15 protein-coding genes are annotated in these 20851 nt (G+C 31.4%); 8 read left to right on the forward strand and 7 right to left on the reverse strand.

The features are described 5' to 3' along the window. Nucleotides 1–37: 37 nt before the first annotated feature. Nucleotides 38–412 carry a hypothetical protein gene (locus IPK06_17220; protein ID MBK7981711.1) on the forward strand — a complete coding sequence of 125 codons (375 nt, stop codon included), beginning with the start codon at nucleotides 38–40 and terminating at the stop codon, nucleotides 410–412. On the opposite strand, the gene IPK06_17225 is transcribed toward IPK06_17220, so the two are convergent. Continuing rightward, on the reverse strand, nucleotides 396–2984 hold the full coding sequence (locus tag IPK06_17225; protein MBK7981712.1) for a RecQ family ATP-dependent DNA helicase: 2589 nt from the start codon (nucleotides 2982–2984) through the stop codon (nucleotides 396–398). The two genes, IPK06_17220 and IPK06_17225, sit on opposite strands and share 17 nt — an antisense overlap. A gap of 76 nt (nucleotides 2985–3060) precedes the next feature. On the opposite strand from IPK06_17225, the gene IPK06_17230 reads away from it, so the two are divergent. The 6 genes from IPK06_17230 (at nucleotide 3061) to IPK06_17255 (ending at nucleotide 9517) form a co-directional block, all read left to right on the forward strand. Then, nucleotides 3061–3996 carry an ABC transporter ATP-binding protein gene (locus IPK06_17230; GenBank protein MBK7981713.1) on the forward strand — a complete coding sequence of 312 codons (936 nt, stop codon included), beginning with the start codon at nucleotides 3061–3063 and terminating at the stop codon, nucleotides 3994–3996. Next, nucleotides 3989–4807, forward strand: a complete 819-nt coding sequence (locus IPK06_17235) for an ABC transporter permease subunit (protein ID MBK7981714.1) — start codon at nucleotides 3989–3991, stop codon at nucleotides 4805–4807. Before IPK06_17230 ends, IPK06_17235 begins: the two co-directional genes overlap by 8 nt. A gap of 89 nt (nucleotides 4808–4896) precedes the next feature. Then, nucleotides 4897–5832 carry an NAD(P)-binding domain-containing protein gene (locus tag IPK06_17240; protein MBK7981715.1) on the forward strand — a complete coding sequence of 312 codons (936 nt, stop codon included), beginning with the start codon at nucleotides 4897–4899 and terminating at the stop codon, nucleotides 5830–5832. A 16-nt stretch (nucleotides 5833–5848) separates the two neighbouring features. Next, nucleotides 5849–7048, forward strand: a complete 1200-nt coding sequence (locus tag IPK06_17245; GenBank protein ID MBK7981716.1) for an acetate kinase — start codon at nucleotides 5849–5851, stop codon at nucleotides 7046–7048. Between the two features lie 14 nt (nucleotides 7049–7062). Continuing rightward, nucleotides 7063–7854 carry an SDR family oxidoreductase gene (locus tag IPK06_17250; GenBank protein MBK7981717.1) on the forward strand — a complete coding sequence of 264 codons (792 nt, stop codon included), beginning with the start codon at nucleotides 7063–7065 and terminating at the stop codon, nucleotides 7852–7854. A gap of 106 nt (nucleotides 7855–7960) precedes the next feature. After that, complete coding sequence (locus IPK06_17255; GenBank protein ID MBK7981718.1) at nucleotides 7961–9517, forward strand: FAD-dependent oxidoreductase; 1557 nt, start codon at nucleotides 7961–7963, stop codon at nucleotides 9515–9517. Nucleotides 9518–9602: 85 nt separating this feature from the next. On the opposite strand, the gene IPK06_17260 is transcribed toward IPK06_17255, so the two are convergent. From IPK06_17260 to mutS, 6 genes are all read right to left on the reverse strand, one after another. Next, nucleotides 9603–10289, reverse strand: coding sequence for an SGNH/GDSL hydrolase family protein (locus tag IPK06_17260; protein MBK7981719.1), 687 nt, complete (start codon nucleotides 10287–10289; stop codon nucleotides 9603–9605). A gap of 16 nt (nucleotides 10290–10305) precedes the next feature. Next, the gene (locus tag IPK06_17265; protein ID MBK7981720.1) at nucleotides 10306–11484 is read right to left on the reverse strand and encodes a DUF418 domain-containing protein; all 1179 of its coding nucleotides are present in this window, start codon (nucleotides 11482–11484) and stop codon (nucleotides 10306–10308) included. A 162-nt stretch (nucleotides 11485–11646) separates the two neighbouring features. After that, nucleotides 11647–12738, reverse strand: a complete 1092-nt coding sequence (locus tag IPK06_17270) for a prephenate dehydrogenase/arogenate dehydrogenase family protein (GenBank protein ID MBK7981721.1) — start codon at nucleotides 12736–12738, stop codon at nucleotides 11647–11649. Nucleotides 12739–12749: 11 nt separating this feature from the next. Further along, nucleotides 12750–13763 (reverse strand): 3-deoxy-7-phosphoheptulonate synthase, encoded by a 1014-nt coding sequence (gene aroF, locus IPK06_17275; protein MBK7981722.1) that lies wholly within the window; start codon nucleotides 13761–13763, stop codon nucleotides 12750–12752. A gap of 17 nt (nucleotides 13764–13780) precedes the next feature. Then, nucleotides 13781–14398 carry a DUF1684 domain-containing protein gene (locus IPK06_17280; protein MBK7981723.1) on the reverse strand — a complete coding sequence of 206 codons (618 nt, stop codon included), beginning with the start codon at nucleotides 14396–14398 and terminating at the stop codon, nucleotides 13781–13783. Beyond that, a complete protein-coding gene (gene mutS / locus IPK06_17285; protein MBK7981724.1) occupies nucleotides 14398–16989 on the reverse strand; it encodes a DNA mismatch repair protein MutS in 2592 nt (863 codons plus the stop codon). The genes IPK06_17280 and mutS overlap by 1 nt, the downstream gene beginning before the upstream one ends. A 219-nt stretch (nucleotides 16990–17208) precedes the next feature. On the opposite strand from mutS, the gene IPK06_17290 reads away from it, so the two are divergent. Next, nucleotides 17209–20850 carry an alpha-amylase gene (locus IPK06_17290; GenBank protein MBK7981725.1) on the forward strand — a complete coding sequence of 1214 codons (3642 nt, stop codon included), beginning with the start codon at nucleotides 17209–17211 and terminating at the stop codon, nucleotides 20848–20850. Nucleotide 20851 lies beyond the last annotated feature (1 nt).

Consider the following 20851-nt stretch of genomic DNA (forward strand, 5'->3'; position numbering starts at 1 on the left):
ACGGCGTTTGGGTTAAACATTTTATAAAAATTTATTTATGCGGTTATTAAAAAAAAGTATTAGAAATTTACTTCTAAAATCATTTGCCAAGTGTAATTTAGTTGATACATTCCTTTATTCTTTTTTAGCTGTATTTTTTTTAATTACGTTTCAAAACTGCGATGGCCATAAAAAACTTGATATTGATACACTTTCTAAAGTGTATGTTGATTTGCTAGTTGTTGAGGATTTTTATTCCGGTACCGACTCGCTGAAAATAAAAAAAGACGAGGTCTTTAAAAAATACGATATCGATTCCTTATCATATTATGAAAAATATAAATCACTAAAGTTTGATGATGAAAAATGGAATGAATTTTTTAATCTTTCGCAAACATATTTAGATACGCTTAAATCTAACCAAGCGAAATAGACTTTGCTTTTAGAATAGCTTTTACAATTCTTATCTTTGAGTAACTTATATTTTTATCGATTCGGCTTTTAATAGTTTTCAAATCTTCCGAAAAATCTAAAATATTTTTTTCAATAATCTCAAACTCTTCTTTCATTAACAGTGAATGAAAATCCATTTCCGGATAATAACTTATTATTGTTTCTATTTGAATTGAAACAATAGATTCCGGAAGTTTGAGTAATTTCGAAATATCGTGTAATGAATATTTCTTAATAACCAAATCGTATGTCTGAGAAATATGCTTCGGCAGTTTACCTGCAATGCTGTTTTGTTTTTCACTCGCATAGTGTTCTGTTAAAATTGAAAGAAATTCAGCTCCTATTTTATTGAACATTCTTTGGTTAAATCCGTCAATCTGCAATAGCGCCGAGGAAGTTTGCGGATTTGCGTTTATTATATCTCTTAGTATTTTATCCGAGCAGATAAGCTGTGGATTTTGGTTGAATTTTTTAGCTGCTAAATCCCTTTCTTCGCGGAGTTTGTTGAATAATTCTAAATTATTTTCATATTTATTATCTATAACTTTTGAGCTTTCATAATCTTCATCTTCACTTGAGAAAAGTTCTTCCATAGGATTAAAAACTAATTCGTCATTAATTTCCTTTAAAATATTTTTATTCAATAAATATTGTATGGAAGATTCGATCTCGTTAATGGAATAAAATTTACAATTTTCATAGGTGGAAATTTTTTTTGCAATATTTGACTGTGAGCTTCCTTTCAGAATTCCAAGCAATCTGTTTTCGGTCAGCGCTCCTTTAAATTCTTTAAATGTTCTTATAATTATTTCATTTATGAAATCATTACTTTTCGAGTTTTTATTTCCGGTGCAATTATCACATTTACCGCATTTATAATTCTGCAGACTTTCTCCAAAATACTGCAGAATAAATTTAAATCTGCATTCATCCGTATTTACATATTCCAAAACTTGATCGAGCTTATATTCGGCAAGCTGAATTTTTTTATTTATTTCTGTTTTGTTCAGCTTTAAATTTTTACTTGAAACGCGTTCCGTTAACATTGAAATTTTTTGAACGAACTTAGGCTTCTCGTATTCAATAATTCCAATGTTATTAAGAGTGAATAAAAATTGATCCACTGCTTTTTTGTTATACCCAAAATTTTGATAAAGGAAATCAAAATTAAGCTCTACTTTGGAATTAAAAATTGTTCCGCCGAAAATTTTAACTAATTGAATTAGAAAATCCTGAAGTTCGGAATTATACATTCCTTTTAAATATTTTTTCAGATCATTCTGCGAAAGTTTTATTTGAATATAATGAGCAAATGAATTTTGAGCGTGAAGTTTTAAATAATTGCTTTCTTCCAGAATTGAAATTATAGAAGGTATCAATCCTTTATTAATATCTTTGCTTTCAATTAACTTAATCAGATCATTATTGATCTCCAAAAATTTCTCGGTTTTACTGTTTACCGCAATTTTATAATAATCCAAAATCGCGTCATAGCACTTTTTAATTTGCTCTACATTTGGATTACTGATCTGAATGAAAAATTCCTGTATTTCTTTATCGCGGTGTGTATAAAATAAATAAGCTTTAGATTCAGTTCCATCTCTTCCCGCTCTTCCAAATTCTTGATAAAGATTTTCTATTGAACTTGGTATATTATAATGAATAACATTGCCGATATCCTTTTTATCTATTCCCATTCCAAAAGCATTTGTAGCAACAATTATTTTTGTTCTTCCTGTTATAAAATTATCTTGAATAATTCTTCTTAACTCATTTGTTAAACCAGCATGATAAAATTCATTTACGATTTTATTAAGGTTTAAAAATTCAGATAACTGCTCGGCATGTTTCCGTGTCGACGCATAAATTATTGTAGGTTTTTTATCTTTAGATAAAATATCAATTATCTTTTCTTTTTTACTTTTATCGAATAAAACATTTAAAGAAATATTTTCTCGCTCAAATCCTGTGATATGAATAGAAGGATTAACAAATTTTAGCTGATCAATTATATCTTTTCTAACTTCGGGGGTTGCCGTTGCAGTAAAAGCTGAAATATTTTTTACTTCAATTGCTTCAGCAAAATTTATGATATTTCTGTAGCTTGGTCTAAAATTATGTCCCCATTCACTTATGCAGTGAGCTTCATCTATAAAAAGATATTCCGGCTTGAACATTTTTATTCTTTGTACAAAGTTTAAATTGTTAAGTCTTTCCGGAGAGACAAATAGCATTTTTATTTTACTATTTTGTAATTCATTTAGAACTTTTTCCGACTCATGAAAGTCTAAAGAGCTGTTAATGAAAGCCGCAGTTTTATTATTTTGATTTAAGGAATTGACTTGATCCTGCATCAAAGAAATAAGCGGTGAAATAATTATTGAATATGAATCGGAAATTAATGAGGGCAGCTGATAACAAACTGATTTTCCGGCTCCGGTAGGCATAATCGCGAGGACATTTTTTTTATTTAAAATGTCAATTATAATTTGTTCCTGTCCGGAACGAAATTTATCAAAGCCAAAAAATTCTTGTAATTTATTTAAAAGCATATTCAATAATAATAATTTCGGAAAAACAAAGAATAATTCTATCTTTACAATAACTTATTACAAATTTAAAGAAATAATGAATTCGATTGAAGTTAAAAATCTAACTAAAATATTTAAGACTAAAACGTTAAATAAAAATGGAATTGTTGCCTTAGATAACGTTTCGCTTAATGTTGAAAAGGGTATAATTTTTAGTCTGCTTGGACCAAATGGTGCAGGTAAAACAACACTAATTAAAATCTTATTGGGAATTATTTTTCCAACGAGCGGAAGCGCGTCGATTCTTGATGAGAATGTTTCGAACTATGAAATAAGAAAAAAAATTGGATATTTGCCTGAAAACCACAAATTCCCGAATTATCTAAATGGTGAAGAAGTAATTTTGTATTATTCCAAATTAAACGGATTTGAGATTGATAAGAATTCGCCAAAAATTACCGAAGTGCTTAATCTAGTAAAAATGGAAAAATGGCGGAAAACAAAAATAAAAAAATATTCAAAAGGAATGATGCAGAGATTAGGATTAGCGCAGGCAATAATTCACGATCCGGAAATAATATTTTTAGATGAACCAACAGATGGAATCGATCCCGTTGGAAGAAAAGAAATTAGAGATATTTTAAAGGATTTAAAGAATCAAGGAAAAACACTTTTCTTAAACAGTCATTTGCTTTCCGAAGTTGAGTTGGTATCAGATAAAGTCGCAATATTAAATGAAGGTAAATTAGTTAGAGTAGGAAGCGTAGAAGAACTAACCGTTACAAAAGAAATTTGCATAATTGAAACGGAAGAAATCTTAAATAATAATTTGATCGAAAACTTAAGCAAAACTTATAAGTTTAACATAAACGGAAGCATAATTGAATTGGAAATTTCTGATAATAAAATTTCGAATTTATTTATGGATGAATTGAGAAGATCAAATATCAATATCAAAAGTTTCAGTCAGAAAAAGATATCGCTAGAAGATATGTTTATTAAATCAATTACAGAGAAAAAACCGAATGAATAATATATTAACCATATCGAACTTTACAATCAGAGAAGCAATATCGAGAAAAATTATCGTAGCATTTTTTGCGATTTCAACGTTTACAATAATTGTTTTTGCTCTTTTATTCGGATTCGTTTCTGCGGAAAATTTTTTACAGTATAATTCAAAAGGTGTAAACATTGGCGATGTTTCAGAGGAATTAGTAAAAGGTTTGAAATTATTTATAGTCGCTCCGCTTTTTGGCGGGGGATTGTTTTTGTCAATTTTTTCGGCTTCAAGTTTCATTCCCAATATGCTGGAAAAAGGTAATATTGATTTACTGCTTTCCAAACCGGTTTCACGCGCTCAATTAATTTTAGGCAAATTTCTCGGCGGAGTATTAATTGTTCTGCTGAATATTGCTTATTTAATTATTTCTATTTGGATTTTGATTGGAATTAAATTTTCAATTTGGGACCCAAGTTTTTTACTTAGCATTTTTACAATAACATTTGCTTTTGCCTCATTATATTCGTTAATAATTCTTATGGGAATTTTAACACAAAGTTCTGTTTTGGCAATGATGATATCCTATCTTATTTTCTTTATTTTTTCTCCAATATTAAACGCAAGAGAATCCATAGGTTATTTTTTAAATAACACCGTTTTAAATTATATAATGGATTTTCTTTATTACATTATTCCTAAAACATCAGAACTTGGATCAATGACTACTGAATTGGCGCTTGGATATGGAATTGAAGATTTTCAACCGATTTTAACCTCATTGGCATTTTTAATTCTCGTTCTATACTTCAGTATTATCATTTTTAGTAAAAAAGATTATTAATTCATCGAATATTTAATAATTCATAAATAATTTTGTGGTACAAATCTTGATAATTCAATTGAATTAATCTCATTAATAAAAAAAGAATTATGGAAGAAAAAAAATTAAAATTAGAAGATTTGCTTGGTGAAACTCCGGCAACCGAAAATAAAGATCAAATTGAATATGTGGCAATTATTGGCGCCGGCGTAATGGGACAAGGAATTGCTCAAACCATTGCTTCTTCAGGTTTAGATGTAATAATTATTGAAAAAGATCAAAAAAATCTAGAATTAGCCAAAGAAAAAATCCAAAATTCAATGAGGTACGAAATTGAAAGATGGGCAATGACCGAAAGTGAAATGAAATCTATATTGAGTAGAATTAGATGGAGTTTGGATCTTGAGGAAGTTGCTGAATGCGACTTGATAATTGAAGCTATTGTTGAAAATTATCAGCTGAAAAGAATTTTATTCAAAAAGTTAGATGAAATTGCCAATCCGGAGACAATTTTTGTTTCCAATACATCAACTTTAAGCTTAACTGAAATTGCGGAAGTTACAAACAGAAGAGATAAAATTATCGGCATGCATTTCTTGAATCCGGTTCCAAAAGTTCCTTTGGTTGAGCTTGTAAAAGGAATGGATACTTCTGATGATACCGTTTTGAAATCGAAAAAATTTGCCCGCAAAATTGGTAAAACCGCAATTGAAGTTTATGAATATCCGGGATTTGTTACAACAAGAGCAATTGTTCCTTTACTAAATGAAGCCATGCACATTTTACTTGAAGGAATTGCTTCGGCGAAAGATATTGATATTGCCATGAAACTTGGTTACAATTTTAAAATGGGTCCCTTGGAATTAGCAGATTCAATGGGATTAGACGAAGTTTTAACTTGGATGGAGCAGTTATGGAAAAAATTGGGCGAACCGAGATATAGACCATGTCCGCTGCTAAGAAAATTGGTAAGAGAACGAAAACTTGGAAAAAAATCGAAAGAAGGATTTTTCAAGTATGACGACGATGGAAATATTATAGAATAAATTAAGGAAATTTTAGTTGAAAATTTTAGTATTAAATTGCGGAAGTTCGTCTATCAAATACCAATTGATTGAAACGAATACAAAAGATGCGCTTGCAAAAGGAATGATTGAAAGAATTGGAATGAGCAGCGCTGTTCTTACACATGAGCCTAAAGGCAAAGAAAAAATTAGAATTGTTGGTGAAATTTTGGATCACTCAATTGCTATGGAATATGTAATTGCGGTTTTATTGAGTCCAAACCATGGAGTAATTTCTAACAAGAATGAAATTGACGCCGTTGGTCATAGAGTTGTGCACGGCGGTGAAGATTTCAGCGGATCTGTATTAATTACCGATGATGTACTGAAAGCATTGCGCGAAAATATTGAATTAGCACCTCTGCATAATCCGCCGAATTTAAAGGGAATTGCAGCCGCAAAAGAGCATCTTCCAAATATTCCGCAGTGCGGTGTATTCGATACGGCTTTTCATATGTCAATGCCGCCTCATGCTTACTTATACGGAATTCCATTTAAACTTTACAAAAGGTATAAAATAAGAAGATATGGATTTCACGGAACGTCTCATCGTTATGTTTCACAAAGAGCCGCTGATATATTGGGAAAACCTTACGAGGAATTAAAAATAATTACTGCTCATCTTGGAAACGGCGCAAGTATGGCCGCAATAAAAAATGGAAAGTCCATTGATACATCGATGGGATTTACACCGTTGGAAGGTTTGCTGATGGGAACAAGAAGCGGTGATCTTGATCCTTCAATTATTACATACATTATGGGAAAAGAAGAACTCTCAATTTCTGAAGCGAATACAATGCTTAATAAGCACAGCGGACTTGTAGGAATTAGCGGTGAGAGCAGCGATATGCGAGAAATTGAACAAGCTGTTGCCGAAGGCGATAAAAAAGCGACTTATGCTTTCGATGTATTTACATACAGACTCAAAAAATACGTTGCATCGAATGCAGCTGCTTTAGGCGGTTTGGATGCTTTGGTATTTACCGGCGGAATTGGCGAAAATTCCGTAAAAGTAAGAAAAGATGTTTGCAGTAATTTAGATTTTCTTGGAATTCAATTGGATGATGAACTAAATAAAAACGCAAAAGGTGAATGTATAGTGACGAAACCAAATTCACCGGTTAAGGTTTTAAGAATTCCTACAAACGAGGAATTGGTTATTGCTCTTGATACAGAGCAAATTGTTAATAGAAATTAACAAGGGAATTGAGTTTGAATTTAAGTTTACAAAATAAAGTTGTTCTAGTTACTGCCGCAAGTACCGGAATTGGCAGAGCAGTTGCCGAACTTTTTCTTCAAGAAAATTGCAGTGTAGTAATCTGCTCAAGCAATACGGAAAAATTAAAGCATACCGCCGCGGAAATTAAGGAAAAATTTAACCGCGAGGTTTTATACATTAAATGCGATATAAATAAAAAAGAAGAAATTGAAAATACTGTTTCATTTGTAATTGAGAAATTTGGCAGATTGGATATTTTGGTAAATAATTGCGGCGGACCCGTTCCCGGTTACTTTGAAACACTTTCTGAAGAAAATTGGAATTTTGCTTTTGATCAAGTATTAAAAAGCGCCGTTAGATTTACAAAATTAGCGCTTCCTAAAATGAAAGAGAATAATTGGGGAAGAATAATTAATATCACATCAATTTCAGTAAAACAGCCAATCGATAATTTACTTCTTTCAAACGCGTTTAGAAGCGCGGTTACCGCGTTTGCAAAAACGTTATCAAATCAAGTTGGACAATTTAATATAACGGTAAATAATGTTGCGCCTGGTTTAACATTAACGGGAAGATTGGAAGAACTTGCAAAAGTAAGAGCAAATGAAGCTAAAATTTCTAAAGATGAAATGATAATTAAAATGGCAAATGATATTCCTTTGAAAAGACTGGCTAAGCCGGAAGAAATTGCTTCCGCGGTTGTTTATTTGGCTTCCGAAATCGGCGGTTATGTTAATGGTCAAACCATTGTTGTTGATGGCGGACTTAATAAATCGACTTATTGATTTTGCTCAGTTTGTTCTGTTTTTTTCTTGATTTAAATTATTGTAAATTGCTTTCCCAGTAAATCTAAATAATTAAAAATTTTCCTCATAAGTAGAGGACATTAAAATGATAAAAGAGCTTGAGCTTTCCGTCCTTCCGGATTTTATTAACGATTACGATTATCTTAAAAAACTTTCCGCGGAAAATCTAAAATTAAATACTAATGAAATTGATTCAATTTTGATTCTAAAGAAATCAATTGATTCCAGAAGACGAACTGTATTCAGAATAAAAATAAATGTCTTTATAAATGAAACGCCCAAAGAAATTAATTCAAATTTTCAATTCAATCCGGTAAACAAAAATAAAAAAGTTATAATTATTGGAAGCGGTCCGGCTGGTTTATTTTCTGCTCTAAAATTTATTGAGTCAGGCGTAAAACCAATAATTTTCGAGCGTGGAAAAAATGTTAGAGATCGCAGATTTGATTTAAAATCCGTAATGAAGAATGGAATTGTAAATGAAGATTCAAATTACTGTTTTGGTGAAGGCGGCGCGGGCACTTACAGCGACGGAAAATTATATACCAGATCAAACAAAAGAGGGAATGTAAACAGAATATTGGATTTACTGATCTATCATGGAGCAAATAAAGAAATCGCTGTTGACGCACATCCGCATATCGGTTCAAACAAATTACCTAAAATAATTCAAAATATTAGAGAAACAATTTTAAACTGTAACGGAGAAATTCATTTTAATTCTAAAGTTACGGATTTCATTTTAGCGGAAAAAAAAATCATAGGTGTAGTTGTAAATAATTCAGAAGAATACTATGCAGATTCTGTAATAGTAGCAACCGGACATTCGGCACGAGATATTTATGAAATATTTAAAAAGCATAATTTGAAATTGGACGCAAAGCCTTTTGCGGTTGGTGTAAGGATTGAACATCCGCAAGAACTTATCGATTCAATTCAATATCATTCAAAAATTAGACATGAAAATTTACCGGCCGCCAATTACAGTTTAGCTTGCCAAGTAAATAATAAAGGCGTTTACTCATTTTGTATGTGTCCAGGGGGAATAATAATTCCGGCTTCTACAAATCAAAATGAATTGGTTTTGAACGGAATGTCTGTTTCCAAAAGAAATTCACCATATGCGAACAGCGGAATTGTTGTTGAGGTAAACGAAAAAGATTGGCAACATTTGACTCATTTTAAGGAATTCGCCGGATTAAAATTTCAGCAGGAATTGGAAATTTCTGCTTATCAATTTGGTGGAGGAAAACAATCAGCGCCGGCTCAAAGATTGACTGATTTTACAAATAACAAAAATTCAAAAAGTTTACCAAAATCATCATATATTCCGGGTTTAAAGTCAGCTAATTTAAATGAACTTTTTCCAAAACAAATCTCCGATAGTTTGAAAAAATCATTAATGGAATTCAACAAAAAAATGAAAGGATTTTATACGGAAGAAGCGCAAATTTTAGCGATTGAATCGAGAACAAGCTCTCCCATTAGAATCCCGAGAAACTCTGAAACACTAATGCATGTTGAAATTGAAGGATTATTTCCGGCAGGGGAAGGAGCCGGATATGCGGGCGGAATAGTTTCTGCCGCTGTTGATGGTGAAAGATGTGCGGAAAAATCCGCATCATATTTAACACAAAAATGAAGAGAAAATAAAATTCATTCTCTTCATTAATTTCTCAATTTATTTAGATACCTATTTCTTCGATCTAAAATTTAAAAGCAAGTTTCTATTTTTCTAATGCTTTTTCAATTGCTTCTTCAACCAATGGTTCCATAATTTTATATCCATCAACATTTGGATGAACTCCGTCTTCAGATAATTCTATTGGAAGACCATTTCTTTCGTCAGTCATTGCGGAAAAATAATCCAAATAAATTACGTCATTTTGATCCGCATAATCTTTGATCATTTTATTTAATGCTGGTATTTTTTCATTTGGATTTACACCCGGTTTCCAAGGATAATCAAAAGCCGGAAGTATGGAAGATAGAATAACTTTAATTCCATTGGCCTTAGCAATATCTGTCATTGATTTCAAATTATCCAAAATCATTTCCAAAGTTGAGGGACCGGTATTTCCAGCTATGTCATTTGTTCCGGCAAGAATAACAACAACCTTTGGTTTTAAATCAACAACATCTTGCCTAAATCTTAACACCATCTGCGGCGTTGTTTGTCCGCTAATTCCTCGGTTAACATATGGTTTACCTTCAAAGAATTCCGGACATTGTTCAATCCATCCTTGTGTTATTGAATTCCCCATGAACACAACTCTATTTTCGTCCGGTTTTGGCAAAGTTAAATTTTCATTTTCACTCTTAAATCTATTTAAATTTGCCCAATCCTGCGAGTAAATATTGTCTGTAATCATAATGCCTAAAATTGTTATGAATAAAATTTTTACTAATTTCATTTTTACACTCCGTTTTTTATTTTCTAAATTTAAGATTGAAATCAAAATATGTAATTGCTCTCCAAAGCCATTCAAAAGGACCGTAGTGAAAATGTTTAAACCAAAAATTAGATATCGCAATTTGAAGGCTGACGAAAATTATTCCATAAATTAAACTCCAAGTCGAACCCAAATATCTGTATAAACCAAATCCAAAATTATAAAATAATGTTACGCCAATTAATGATTGAAATAAATAGTTTGATAAACTCATTCTTCCAAAATTGGACAGCAGACGAAATACTGTTGCATCTTTAAATTTTAAGTTGATAAGGCAAAAAGCAATTATTATCAATCCCGTATAAACTAAATTTGTATATGATTGCAAAACCTTACCAAAAATATTTTTGGAGGTTTCTGTTAAATTTTCAGCTACTCCCGAAGTTGAAATAAAACCTAATAACATTGCGGCAATAAGTCCGAAAATTAATGATTTTATTAAGAATCCTTTGTTTGTTTCAAGATTATTAAAGAATTTTCTTCTGCCCAGAATCAATCCGACTAAAAATAAACCGATCAATTGAAGAATTCTTCCGTTGTAAATTGTCCAACCCCAAACTGCAATTCGTCCATTCCAATTATTATATTTGATTACATCTATTAAATTTCCAGTAGCGTAAGTCTTTGCTCCTATTTCCCACAGTCCGGAACCTAATGATTCTGTATAAACATAATTTTGATAAATAAGAGAATTTACCAAATGGTAAAATAAAGGGATTTGGACAAAAAGCAGTAATGCGGTAATTAGTAAAGTTTTATTACTGAATTTATTAAAAATAATTAGAGGAAAACCTAACAAAGCGTAAATATGCAGAATATCTCCTTCGTAAAAAAGAGAGTGGATAAAACCAAAAATAAATAAAATAGTGAGTCTCCATAAAAACCGTTTGGAAAAATCAATTCCTCTTTGTTTGTTTCTTTCCATTTGAATGAAAAAACTAATGCCGAACATAAGTGCAAAAATCGAATATGCTTTTCCGCTAATCAAAAGAAAAACCAAATCCATAATTTTTGCGTCGAATTCAGCGGAAAATAATAAATTAATTTGTGGAGGATAGAAAAAATCAAAATGTTCCACAGAATGGATCAGCACAATTCCTAAAAGAGCAAAACCGCGCAGAGCATCAACTATCAGAATTCGATTATTATTAATCATTTCAAATTAGAAATTCAACAAAGAGAAAGTTATAAAAATCAAAAAAACGTTTAAATATTTTTAGTGAAATAAAGCATTTATAATTTTAAATAATTAGAATATAATAAAACATAACAATTTATTTTTGGATACTTCACTTAATGATTTATTTCATTAAAACAATTAGTGTTCTCTAAATTTAAATCCTAATTCGGTTATCAATATCTTCGCTTTTTCGGCAACATCTTTTGATTCAAATGAAATTCTAAAAGTACCGCCGTTACCTTCTCTAATTTTCAGTAGCTCAATATCTTTAATGTTTATATTGTTTTCAAAAAGTTTGGTGGAAATTTTACTTATTACACCCGGCTCATCTTTTACGAAAATGAAAATATCGTAAATTGGTGTTAAAAATCCTTTGCTGTTTTTTGGAATCTCATCTCTATGCTTTCTGGCTGAATTAAAATAATTTTCAATATAATTCAATTCATTATTTTTAATCCATTTTTTTAATTTCATTAATTCAATTTCAAATCCGTCTATAGCATTTAAAATTTGATTTTTATTTTTAACAATTACTGATTCCCAGATCTTAAAATCGCTTGAAGCAATTCTTGTCATATCTCTAAAACCGCCGGCTGCTAAATCTAAAAAATTATAGTCTTCAGTTTTTACGCTTGCGGTATTAACCAATGAAACAGCAAGCAATTGTGGAAGGTGGCTAACGCTGGCGGCTATAACGTCATGCTGTTTTGACGGAATATGCAGAATATTAGCGCCAAGCAATTCAATTATATTTTTAAAATCATTCAGTTTATCATTTTTGGTAAGATCTTCTGTGATAATATAAACCGTATTTTCAAATAGTAACGGATCGGAATTATCATATCCGCCGACTTCCTTTCCGGTCATTGGATGTCCGCCGATATAAATTCCTTTACTTTTTAAATTATCCCATTCTTTTTGAAAAACATATTTAACACCGGATACATCGGTTAAAATTGAATTTTCATTTAAAAGAGGCGCAATTGTTTTAAAGAAATCAATATTTGTATCTAAGGGAAGACATAAAAATATAAGATCTGATTTAACTGCATCTTCGGGTAAAGTTAATGACTTATCAATAACATTTTGCAGTAATGCTTTTTGCAAAACATTTTGTTCATCAAAAGCGGAAATAAAAAAACGGCGGTCGCTGTTTTTTAATGCCTTAGCAATAGAACCGCCGATTAAACCTAAACCGATAATAGCAACATTTTCAATCTTCGTAGTCATTATTCCAAAAGTTAAATAGTTTTTCCTATAGCATTGGCAATTGCTCTTAGTTCATCCATTAAATTAATAAAAGTATCCGGCAATAATGCCTGGGGACCATCGGATAAGGCATTTTCCGGATCGTGATGAATTTCAATCATCAACGCGTCGGCTCCCGCGGCAACTGCCGCCCTTGCCATTGGCGGAACTTGGTCTCTAAATCCGGTTGCGTGTGATGGATCCGCAACAACAGGTAAATGACTTTTCTTATGAACAATTGGAATTGCCGAAAGGTCAAATGTATTTCTCGTATATGTTTCAAATGTTCTAATGCCTCTTTCGCAAAGAATTACATTTTTATTTCCACCTGCCAAAACATATTCTGCTGACATTAACCATTCCTCAATAGTTGCGGCTAAACCTCTCTTTATCATTACAGGAATATTATTTAAAGAAAGTTCTTTCAGCAATGAAAAATTCTGCATATTTCTTGCGCCCAATTGAAAAATATCAGTGTATTTCCCAATTAGGTCAATTTGGTCCATCTGCATCACTTCAGTTATAACTAACAAGCCGTATTTATCGGCTGCTTGTCGCATTAATTTTAAGCCTTCTTCTCCCATTCCTTGAAATGAGTAAGGTGATGATCTAGGTTTGAACGCTCCGCCGCGAAGAATTTTTGCGCCTGATCTTGCAACAACTTCCGCAAGTTTAAATATTTGTTCTTCACTTTCAACCGAACATGGACCTGCCATAACCGCAATTTTACTTCCTCCAATTTCAACGTCTTTTATTCTAACCACGGTTTTTTCTTCTTTGAAATTACGGCTGGCTAATTTAAAAGGGGAAGTGACGCGGTAAACGTCGGCAACGCCTTCCAATATTCTAATTATTCTGGTGTCAAAATCGGGTTTAACTCCAATTGCGCCAAGAATGGTTCTTTGCACTCCTGCAGATTCATGGATTTTAAAACCGAAATCTTCTAAGTGTTTTTTGATATTATTTATTTGCTCTGTGGTTGCGTTGTTTTCTAAAATAATAACCATTTTAATTATCCTTTTCTTTAATCATGATAAATTTTTTCACCGGCAGTAACTGCCAAATCCAAGTAATCGTCTTGCGAAGGTATTGCACAAGAATAGTTTGCATTGTATGCACAATACGGATTAAAAGCTAAATTAAAATCAATTGTGTAAATATGATCTTTGTTTGGATCAAGTTCAAATGATAAATAACGTCCGACGCCGTAGGTTTGTCTGCTAGTTGTCTTATCTGTAAACCAAATACTGTAATAAACTGAACTGTCTTGACCCATATTTGCATATACGTTAAGTTTATAATCTTTATTGTCTTTGTTGAAAGATAAATATCCGATTCTCAATGCCGCTCTTTTTTCGCCTTTTGTTCCTAAAATTGGAATATCGACTTTTTCATCGTATTCGATAAACTTGCTTTTAAATACAAAATCAGGATCAACGTCAAAATATTTTAGTCCGCTATATTCAACTTTCCCTTTGTAATTAAAAGGTGAATTTTGATTATCTTTCATCCATTCGTCTACTACATTTCTATTTTCTTCTATCGAATTAATATATTCCTTTTCTTCAGGAGTATAATTATTACAGCTGTTAAAGCTTATTAAACCAAGAAATGCCAATAAGCTAAAAAGTATTTTTTTCATTAAGGTTCCTTATTTATTTTTTTCTTCAATTCATTCAAAGCGTTCAGAGCTTCAATCGGAGTCATATTATCCACAGAAATGTTAGCAATTTCATTTCTTAATTCTTCGTCCTTCATTTCAAAGAGATTTATTTGTAATTCATTTTGTTTGAATTTTTGAATTTTCTGTTTTTTAATTTCATAGGGAGTTAATTCTTTATCTTCCAAATTTAGTAAAATTTGCTTAGCTCTTTTTGTAACAAAATCCGGCAGTCCAGCCATTTGCGCTACTTGAATTCCATAACTGTGATCCGCGCCACCCGAAGAAACTTTGTGCAGAAAAATTACTTTATCGTCGTATTCTCTAACTTCAACTTTGAAATTTTTAATTCTTGGAAAAATTTCCGACATTTCATTCAATTCGTGGTAGTGTGTCGCAAACAAAGTCTTTGCGTTCATATTAGGATTCTCATGCAAATATTCTGTAATAGCCCATGCGATTGAAAGTCCATCGAAAGTGCTTGTACCTCTTCCAATTTCATCAAGAAGAATTAAACTTTTAGATGTAGCGTTATTTAAAATATTTGCGGCTTCCTGCATCTCCACAAGGAACGTACTTTCACCCGCCGAAATATTATCACTCGCGCCAACTCTTGTATAGATTCTATCTACTATGCCAATCTTTGCGGTTTCAGCGGGTACAAAAGATCCAATTTGCGCAAGGAGAACAATTAGACCAATTTGACGAAGATAAACAGATTTTCCCGCCATATTCGGTCCGGTTAAAATTATTATTTGTGTATCAGAATTTTTAAGGAAATAATCGTTTGGAGTAAATTTATCGCCTGCCGGTAAAATTCTTTCTACAACGGGATGACGTCCGTTTTTAACCGATAATTCATCGCTGTTTGTAATTTCAGGCTTAACGTAATTAAATTCATCTGCGCATTCGGCAAAGGACAAGTAACAATCAAGCATTGCAATAAGTTGCGCATTTTTTTGAATTTTTTCGGCTTCATTAGCGACAACCAATCTGACTTCGTTAAATAATTGATACTCAAGATTACCGATATTTTCTTCGGCATTTAAAATTTTATCTTCATATTCCTTTAATTCGGGAGTAATGTATCTTTCGCCGTTAACCAAAGTTTGTTTTCTTACATAATTTTCCGGAATTTTATTTTTATGCGCATTGCTTATTTCAATGTAATAACCGAAAACTTTATTATAACTAACTTTTAAAGAAGGAATATTCGATCTTTCTCTTTCAGTCTTCTGAAGATTTGCGATCCAGCTTTTTGCATTTATTGAGAGGTCTCTCAGTTCGTCCAATTCTTCATTAAAACCATTTCTTATAATACCGCCGTCTGTAATTGAAATCGGCGGATCATCAACAATCGCAAGTTCAACTTTTTCAAATATTTCTTCTAAATCAAATAGTTTTGAATTTATTAATCCTACAATTTCAGATTTTGACTGATCCAATAATTGTTTTAAGATTGGAATTTTTTTTATTGAATTTTTTAAATAAACCAATTCACGAGGGTTTGCTCTGTTTGTGCAGACCTTTGAGATCAGTCGTTCCAAATCGCCAATCTCTTTAAATTCATTTTGAAGATTTTTTCTAAGGCTTTTATTTTTATAAAAATCTTCAACGCATTCCAATCGATTATCAATCTGATCTTTATTTCTCAATGGAGCGTTAATCCATTTCTTCAGTAATCTAGCGCCCATTGCCGTTTTTGTTTTATCTAAAACCGAGATAAGAGAACCTTCTCTTTGTCCATCCTGCATTGTATAAAGAATTTCTAAATTTCTTTTTGTCGACAAATCCAAATACATATATTCAGATGAATTATACAAAGAGATTTTTGTAATATGGCTTAAATTTGATTTTTGAGTATCCTTTAAATAATATAAAATCGATCCGGCGGAAATAATTCCTGAAAATAAATTTTCAATTCCAAATCCCTTTAAAGTTTGAGTTTTAAATTGTTCCTTCAGCAGGTCATTTGCGTAATCGCTTGTAAAAACCCAATCATCTACTCTCGTAATTTTACAATGATATTTTGTCTGGTTTACAATATCATTAATCTCGGCAAATTGTTTTTTTGCCGTAATAATTTCAGCCGGCTGAATTATTTCTATCTGTTCAGATATTTTTAAAATGGGTGATTCGAAAGTGTAAAATTCGCCAGTTGAAATATCGCAATATGAAATTCCGGCAAAATTATCTGAAAGAAAAATTGAAGCCAAGTAATTGCTTTTTTTATGTTCAAGTAATTTATCCGAAAAAACTACTCCGGGAGTAACGACTTCTACAACGTCTCTTTTTACAATTCCTTTTGCGAATTTAGGATTTTCAGTCTGCTCGCAAACGGCAACTCTGTAACCCGCTTTTACCAACTTCGGCAGATAAGCATCAATGGCGTGATGCGGAAAACCCGCAAGCGGAACTTCGCCAGCTTTCCCGTTTGCTCTTTTAGTCAATGTAATACCTAAAACTTTTGAAGCGGTTTTTGCGTCATCTTCAAATGTTTCAAAAAAATCGCCCACCCTGAATAATAAAATTGTATCCGGATGCTGATTTTTAATTTTATGATATTGAGCCATTAAAGGCGTGGCTGACATTGAATTTCTTATTTTATTTTGTAATCCAAACGTAAAATATACTTTAATAGCAATTATTTATCAATTTATTGAAGAAGTTAAGTAATGTATTTAACAAAATTATTAATAATCATAATATTTTTTGAATAATTAAATCTGAAGAATAGAATATAATTAACTATATTTTAAACGATTAAAAATACTTCAATTTTAGGTGCAAAAATGAAAAACTCTTCTTTATCCGGCCTAATTTCCTTTGAATTTCATGTTGCTAAACATTTGCGTGAAAAATATGAGTTAGATGAGTTATTTTTTTCAATTACCGGGAATGTAATTTTTGCGAATTTTTATCAAGTCAGAGTTTTTACCCAAAAAATTAATTCTAAGAGAAATTTATATGAGCATCTTTCTCCCGGCGAAGTTAACGCCGCAGGATTAATTGACGAAATATTTCATTTTGCTATTAGAAAATATTTTAAAGAAAACTTTCCAAACGCGTTCACTGAGGCAATAAAAAGTACAAAGGAAAATTTAGGAGAAAATAATTTTGACGATCTTTTGCTGAATTTTATTAAAGTGTTTCCTCCGCAGAAAGTTTATAAGAATGAATTAAAACCCGAAGAATACCTAAATCAGTTTTCAGGAAATGTACAAAACAGAGAACTTCTAATTGAAGAAATGATATTGCTGCATTTGGCGAATTTAAATCCCGCGTTCACAAAACTTAAGGAATTATTTAACGAAGAATATATCGATGAAAAGAAATCTTATAAATCCACGCTTCAAAATTTGGAAAGTTTTTTTAAGAAAGAAGAATTTAAGGTTGGGAAAAAGAATTTAGATTTGTTTACGTTTTTAAAAATGCCCATCTTAAAACACTCCAATAGTATTTGGGACCAATTGGAATTTATTAAGAATGAATGGGGAATTTCTATTGATACTGAATTGATGAGAAAAATTGAAAGCGGCAAAGATCTATTTATAGAAAGTTTAAAATTTGACCAGCAGTTCGGCGGATTTGACGGAGGAGGCGGAGCCCCAACGATAGTCCCGCAATACAAAGGAAAACAAATTGACGCAACAAGTTTTGTACTCGGTAAATCAAAATTCAATTACGCGGAAGAATCAACAAAAGATTATGAAGAGTTTGAACAATTTACACCTGACACGAATTGGATGCCCAAATTAGTTTTGATTGCAAAAAACATTTACGTTTGGCTGGATCAGCTTTCCAAAAAATACCAAAGAGAAATAAGAACATTAGACAGAATTCCAATTGAAGAATTGGAACAATTGAAAAAATGGAATATAAATTCACTTTGGTTAATTGGCATTTGGGAAAGAAGCAACGCGTCAAAAAGAATAAAACATTTGATGGGAAATATTGACGCGGTCGCGTCGGCTTATTCTCTTTACGATTATGAAATTGCGCATGATATCGGAGGTGAAGCAGCATATAATGTTTTTAATCAAAACGCGAAATCTGTCGGAATTAGACTTGCAAGCGATATGGTTCCGAATCATACGGGAATTTATTCGCGTTGGGTTATTGAACATCCCGAATATTTTATACAGCTGGATTATCCGCCATTCCCAAATTATAATTTTACAGGCACAAATTTATCAGAGCAGCCGGGAATTGAAATTAAAATTGAAGATCAATATTGGCAGATGAAAGACGCGGCAGTTGTATTTCAAAGAAAGAATATAAATACCGGTGAAGTAAAATATATTTATCACGGTAATGACGGAACCAATATGCCGTGGAATGATACTGCTCAATTGAATATGCTTAAGGCTGAAGTCAGAGAAGCAGTTATCCAAAAAATATTTGACGTTGCTAGAAAATTTTCAGTTATAAGATTTGACGCGGCGATGACGCTGGCAAAAAAACACTTTTCAAGATTATGGTATCCTGAACCGGGGAAGGGAGGAGACATTCCATCACGATCCGATTTTGCGTTGACTAGAGAAGAATTCGACGAACTTTTCCCAAAGGAATTTTGGCGTGAAGTTGTTGACAGAATTAATGATGAAATGCCCGAAACGCTTTTGCTTGCAGAAGCATTTTGGCTGATGGAAGGTTATTTTGTGAGAACACTTGGAATGCATAGAGTATACAACAGCGCTTTTATGCACATGATGATGAAAGAAGAAAATTCAAAGTATAGAGAATTGATTACAAACACATTAGAGTTTGAACCGGAAATTTTAAAACGATATGTAAATTTTATGAGCAATCCTGACGAAGAAACGGCAATAAATCAATTCGGCACGGATGATAAATATTTTGGGGTATTGTTATTAATGTGCACTCTTCCCGGTTTGCCGATGCTGGCTCACGGACAAATTGAAGGATATACTGAAAAATACGGCATGGAATATCAGCGCGCATATTACAATGAAAATCCAAAAGATTGGTTAGTGGAAAGACACGCGAAAGAAATTTTTCCGGTTTTGGGAAAAAGGTATTTATTTGCCGAAGTAGATAATTTTTGGTTTTATGACTTTTTAGATCACAGAAAAGTAAATGAAAATGTTTATGCTTTCAGTAATTCATTTCAAAACGAAAAGGCTTTGGTGATCTACAATAATAAATTTGAATCTACTTCCGGATATATTAATTTTTCCAGGCAAAAATTAAAATCATCAAATTCACATAAATATTTGACGAATATTAATGTTGCGGAAAATTTCAACATTAAGAACAGTGATTTCCATTTTTATATATTTAAGGATTTTACACACCAAAACGATTATATTTTTAACGGAAAAGATATTCACCAAAACGGACTCTTTTTATCATTAAATGGATTTGAATACAGAATCTTTCTGCATTTTGAAGAAATTTATGACCAATCCGGATTTGTTTATAATTTTTATAAGGAGAATTACGGTAAGCCAATTTGGAATGTAAAAGAAAAATTGGAAGAAAATAAACTTATACCTTTGCAGCATTCATTTGAGAATATATTATTATCTGAAAAACTAAATTTGTTTTTAGACGAGATATTCGACGTTAAATTTGATCAGAAAAAAATTGAAGGTATAAATGAAAAGATAATTGATGAATTTTCGAATTTCATTTTCAAATTTAAAAATCATTTTAACACAGATATAAAACATGATGTGATTGACTCGAAATTAAATGATAGATTATTGAATTTAGCAATGCTGGCTGGAATGGGCCATATTAAAAAAACCGGAAAAACAAAGAAGACAAAAGCCGAACTGCAATTTGAAGAAATTATTTCACAAAGGAATAAATTAAGTTTTGCTGTATTAGTAATCTATGAACTAATTCAATGTACAAAGGAACTTATTTTAAATGAAAAAGTAAGTGATGAATTTCCTGAGAATATACGCATTACAAAATCCATCCAAAATATATTGGAAACAGTTAACCAAAATGAAGGATTTAGATATACAATTCTGCTGAACTTGATGTTAAATGAAAAAGATAATTTTGCAAATTTTGAAATTGATTTTGATAAGTTTATAAAATTAAGAAGCGTTGGTAAAATTTATGATTTGCTGTTAGATAGCAATCAAGAATTATTTAGAAGTATTATGGAAAATGAATTTACGCAAACCTTTATTGATGTTAATGATTATGAAAGCGTAAAATATTTTAGCAAAGAAAGACTTGAAACATTTTGTGAATTTTCCGTTTTATTTACTTTCCTTCAAATTATTTCCGATAAAGAAAACAATAAGAAATATTTAACGAAAGTAAATATATCCAGACTGGTAAATAAAATTGTAAATATTCAAAATCATATACATAATTTAGCTTTGGAATCAAAATTCATCTACAATGATTTTCTTGAAAATTTAAGTTTACAGAAAAAATCTAAAGAGTAAA

Source organism: Ignavibacteriota bacterium, assembly GCA_016713565.1.
In the GTDB taxonomy this organism is placed as follows: domain Bacteria; phylum Bacteroidota; class Ignavibacteria; order Ignavibacteriales; family Melioribacteraceae.

Coding starts and splice junctions, on each gene's coding strand:
- IPK06_17220 (MBK7981711.1), top strand. CDS start 38: ATGCGGTTATTAAAAAAAAGTATTAGAAATTTACTTCTAAAATCATTT.
- IPK06_17225 (MBK7981712.1), bottom strand. CDS start 2,984: ATGCTTTTAAATAAATTACAAGAATTTTTTGGCTTTGATAAATTTCGT.
- IPK06_17230 (MBK7981713.1), top strand. CDS start 3,061: ATGAATTCGATTGAAGTTAAAAATCTAACTAAAATATTTAAGACTAAA.
- IPK06_17235 (MBK7981714.1), top strand. CDS start 3,989: ATGAATAATATATTAACCATATCGAACTTTACAATCAGAGAAGCAATA.
- IPK06_17240 (MBK7981715.1), top strand. CDS start 4,897: ATGGAAGAAAAAAAATTAAAATTAGAAGATTTGCTTGGTGAAACTCCG.
- IPK06_17255 (MBK7981718.1), top strand. CDS start 7,961: ATGATAAAAGAGCTTGAGCTTTCCGTCCTTCCGGATTTTATTAACGAT.
- IPK06_17260 (MBK7981719.1), bottom strand. CDS start 10,289: ATGAAATTAGTAAAAATTTTATTCATAACAATTTTAGGCATTATGATT.
- IPK06_17265 (MBK7981720.1), bottom strand. CDS start 11,484: ATGATTAATAATAATCGAATTCTGATAGTTGATGCTCTGCGCGGTTTT.
- IPK06_17270 (MBK7981721.1), bottom strand. CDS start 12,738: ATGACTACGAAGATTGAAAATGTTGCTATTATCGGTTTAGGTTTAATC.
- aroF (MBK7981722.1), bottom strand. CDS start 13,763: ATGGTTATTATTTTAGAAAACAACGCAACCACAGAGCAAATAAATAAT.
- IPK06_17280 (MBK7981723.1), bottom strand. CDS start 14,398: ATGAAAAAAATACTTTTTAGCTTATTGGCATTTCTTGGTTTAATAAGC.
- mutS (MBK7981724.1), bottom strand. CDS start 16,989: ATGGCTCAATATCATAAAATTAAAAATCAGCATCCGGATACAATTTTA.
- IPK06_17290 (MBK7981725.1), top strand. CDS start 17,209: ATGAAAAACTCTTCTTTATCCGGCCTAATTTCCTTTGAATTTCATGTT.